Consider the following 4637-nt stretch of genomic DNA (forward strand, 5'->3'; position numbering starts at 1 on the left):
CCGCTGTCGGCGAGCATGAACGCGATGCGCTCCGCGGGCAGCTCCAGATCGACAGGGAGATACGCCGCTCCGGCCCGCCAGACCGCCAGCACTGCCGTGATCATGCGGGCGCCGCGCGGCAAGCAGAGGCCCACCACCGAATCCGGCCCCACTCCGTGGGCACGCAGCCCCCGGGCGACGCGCTCGCTCTCCTCGGCGAGCTGCGCATATGTCAGCTCGGTTCCTTCCGCGACCAGGGCCACGGCTTCCGGGAACTCCTCCGCGCGGCGCAGGAAAAGCTCGTGCACACCGGAGCTCCGGACGGCCACGGCCGTCTCGTTCCAATCGCGGAGCACCGTGTCACGCTCATCCGGCCTGAGCAGGACCACGCCTCCGAGCCGCGTACGGGGCGCCTCGGTGACCGTCTCCACCACCCGGACGAACCAGTTCGCGATCCGCTCGGCGGTCGGCGCGTCGAACAGGTCGGCGGCGACAGTGAGCGCTCCCCGGCATCCGGCGGGACGTCCGTCCGCGTCGAAGGTCTCCGCCATCGACACATTGAGGTCGAACCGCGCCGACCCCGTCGAGGTTCCGTCAGTCGTCGGCGCACCATCGCTGGTGCGCGCCTCCGGCAGTTCCAGCGCGGCGCGGTCGGTGTTCTGAAGGGTCAGCATCACCTGGAACAGCGGATGCCGCGACATCGACCGCTCGGGCGCCAATTCCTCCACCAGCTTCTCGAACGGCACGTCCTGATGCGCGAAGGCGTCCAGGCCTGCCCGTCGAACCCGCGCCAGCACCTCCCGGAACTCCGGATCCCCGGACAGGTCCGTCCGGATGACCAGGGAGTTCACGAAGAAGCCGACCAGCGCGTCCAGCGCATCGTCCGTACGCCCCGCCACGGCCGAGCCGATCGGAATGTCGGTGCCCGCGCCGAGCCGGGACAGCGTCACCGCGAGGGCCGCCTGCAGCACCATGAACGGCGTCGCGCCCTCGGCACGGGCCAGCGTCGCCAGCCGCCCGTGCACATCCGCCGCGAGCCTCAGCGGTACGACATGACCGCGGTGGCCGGCCACCGCGGGCCGTGACCGGTCCACGGGCAGCGTCAGCTCCTCCGGCGCTCCGGCGAGAGCCTGCCGCCAGTACTCCACCTGGGACGACAGCAGGCTCTCCGGGTCGGACTCGTCGCCGAGGAGATCACGCTGCCAGAGCGCGTAGTCGGCGTACTGCACCGGCAGGGCCTGCCAGCCGGGCGCTTCGCCGCCGAGCCGCGCGGTGTACGCCGTGGAGATGTCCCGGCCCAGCGGGGCCATCGACCAGCCGTCCGTCGCGATGTGGTGGATCAGGACGACGAGTACGTCTTCGTCCGCCCCGGACCTGAACAGCGACGCCCGGATCGGGAGCTCTGCCGCAAGGTCAAAGGAGTGTTGTACGGCAAGGTCGACCGCTTCCGTCAGTCCGTTCGGGTCGACTTCGGCGACGTGGAGCGCCCAGTCGAGCAAACCCGGATCGAGGACGCGCTGGTACGGCTCGCCGTCGATGGCGGGGAACACCGTCCGCAGGGACTCGTGACGCTCGACGACATCCCGGAGAGCTGCCGCAAGGGCAGTGGGGTCGACGGCGGCCAGCCGCACCACCAGGGGGATGTTGTAGGTGGGGCTCGGGCCTTCGAGCCTGTTCAGGAACCAGAGACGCTGTTGGGCGAAGGAGAGGGGGACGCGCTCGGGCCGGGTTCCCGGGCGGAGCGGTGTGCGGGCGTGCTCGGTGCGCGTCGCGGCGAGCCGCGCGGCGAAGGCCGCGGGGGACGGGTTCTCGAAGAGGGTGCGGACCTCGACTTCCAGAGCGAGGACGGTACGGATGCGGGAGACCAGGCGTACGGCGAGGAGGGAGTGGCCGCCGAGTTCGAAGAAGTTGTCGTCCACGCCGACCGTATCCAGTCCGAGGACGTCGGCGAACACCGCGCAGAGGATCTCCTCCTGGACGGATACCGGGGCCCGGCCCCCGTCCGAGGTGAAGTCGGGAGCAGGGAGGGCCGTACGGTCGAGCTTGCCGTTCACCGTCAGAGGGAGTTCAGGGAGAGCCACGAAGGCGGCCGGGACCATGTACTCCGGCAACCGTCCGGCGACGAACTCGCGCAACCCGTCCGTGTCCGGTGCGACCACGTAGGCGATCAGGGCGCTGTCGCGGACGATGACCGCGGCCTGGGTGACAGCGGGGTGGGTGAGGAGTACGGCTTCGACCTCACCGGGCTCGATACGGAAGCCGCGGATCTTGACCTGGTCGTCCGCACGCCCGGCGAACACGAGCTGCCCGTCATCCGTCCAGCGGGCCAGGTCACCCGTCCGGTACATCCGCTCACCACCGGGGCCATGCGGGCAGGCGACGAACCGCTCGGCGGTGAGGCCTGGGCGGTTCACATAGCCCCGGGCCAGCCCGGCACCCGCCACATACAGCTCACCCGCAACACCCACCGGCACCGGCTCAAGACGCCCGTCCAGAACATACAGGCGGGTGTTCGCGACCGGACGGCCGAACGGGACCGAACCGGGCCTGTCCGGGTCCACGTCGGAAGCCGCGACCATCACCGTGGCCTCGGTCGGACCGTAGGTGTTCACCAGCCGCCGGCCCGAGGACCACACCCGCGCCGCCGACTCACCAATCGCCTCAGCACCTACCAGCAGTGTTTCCACCCGCCCGAGAACTGCCGGATCGAGCACCCCGAGCAGTGACGGCACGACCGATGCCGCGGTGATTCCTTCCAGCTCCGCCAGCCGCGACGGCTCCTCCCGCTGTTCCTCCGACGCAATCCACAACGCCGCACCCGACGACAGCGCCACCGCCACATCCAGCACGGATGCGTCGAACCCGAACGAAGCAAACTGCAACACCCCGGCACCAGGGCCCGCACCCATCACCGGCCCGAACACCGACACCAGATTCACCAAAGAACCGTGCGCAACCGCCACACCCTTCGGAACACCCGAAGAACCCGACGTATAAATCACATACGCCAACCCCGAAAGGTCCGCGGAAGCACTGGCGGATGCCGGTTCGCAGTTCCTGGACTCCACCAACTCCTCCGGCCCCACCAGCAGGTCCGCACCCGAATCGGCAAGCATGAACTCCTGCCGTTCCACCGGCAGCGAACCATCCACCGGCAGATAAGCCGCCCCCGCCTTCCACACCCCCAAAATGCCGACCACCATCTCGGCTCCCCGGCCCAGGCGCAGGCCCACCACCGACTCCACGCCCACACCACGCCCCCGCAACCACCCGGCCAACCGACCCGCCGCAGCGTCCAACTCCGCATACGACACCCGCACCCCATCAGCCACCACTGCGAGGGCATCCGGATCGGCAGCCACCCAACCCTCGAACAACCCCAGCACCGACACCGCCGGGACCACATCCGCCCCGGTCGCATTCCACTCACTCAGGACACGGCCCCGCTCCACCGCATCGAGAGCCGCCACCTCCCGCAACGGCATATCCACCGCACCATCGCAGGTAGCGGCAAGGGCGCTCAGAACGTTCTCCGTCGTCGTCCTCAGCAACTGTCCGACCGTGGTCGCGTCGATCGGCGCGATGGCTTCGACCGTGAAGCCGATGTCGTCCGGCCCCATGTCGTTCACCGCGACGGTCAGTGGGTAGTTGGTGCGTTCCCTTGTCAGGACGCTCCGCATGCCCTCGAAGGGACGTCGCTCGTCGTCAGCGTCCGTGCTCTGGTCGGCGTGCCGGTAGTTCAGCAGCGAGGTGAAGAGGGGCGTGTTCCCGTCGACACCGCTGGCGCTCTGGGCCACCGCAAGCGGCGCGTGCTCATGCTCCAGCAGGGCTGCCAACTGGGACCTCATGGCCTCGACCGCGCCCCTGACACCGAGCCGGTCCGTGCGGAGCCGTACGGGAAGGGTGTTGATGAACGGCCCCAGGACGCGGTCCGACGCCTCACCCGCGTTCATCCGGCCGAACAGCACCGTGCCGAACACGACGTCGTCACGCCCCGCCAGTACTGCCAGCACCCGCGCCCACACCACGTGCAGGACCGTGGCGGGACTCACGCCCAGCGTCCGGGCCAGCTCCCTCAGGTGTACCGCGGTCTCCGGTGAGAGCCGGACCTGTTCGGTCACCACGTCGCCGCCGCCGCGGACATCGAGAACACCCAGGGGAGCCGTTGGCTCGGTGACATCACCCAGCAGCTCGGCGAAGAACTGCTCATGCTCTGCGCGCGAGACTCCTCGTGTCCGGGCGACGAAGTTACGGAAAGGCATGGCAGCGGCAAGCCGCTCCGTCCGGCCGCTCAGTACCTCCCACATCTCGCGGAGCAGGACGTCCATACCCAGGTGGTCCTGGAGCATGTGGTGCATCCGCAGCGCGACCTGCCAACGTCCGCCAGCGGCTTCCGCGATGTGCAGATCCATCAGCGGGGCCCGCTCCAGGTCCATGGCCGAGCCGGCCCGGGCCATCAGGGCATCGGTCTGCTCACCGTCGAATCGGTGCTCGACAACGGGGAGGGTCGCGCGGCGCCGGACGACCTGGACCGGCTCGCGCAGACCGTCCCAGACGATGCCCGTGCGGTAGATGTCACCTGGTCTCCAGCGCCCGGTGCGCGTCCGCCGCGCGGGCCAGGGGGAAGCGCTGGACGGTACGCGGGGACCGGGGCGGTC

General features: G+C 69.8%; 1 protein-coding gene. It reads right to left on the reverse strand.

Annotated features, from left to right (window positions below; translation table 11 throughout):
- On the reverse strand, positions 1-4637 hold a 4637-nt coding region (locus tag ACWDR0_RS34575), incomplete at both ends, for an amino acid adenylation domain-containing protein (protein ID WP_456355802.1).

The organism is Streptomyces sp. NPDC003691 (genome assembly GCF_053981115.1).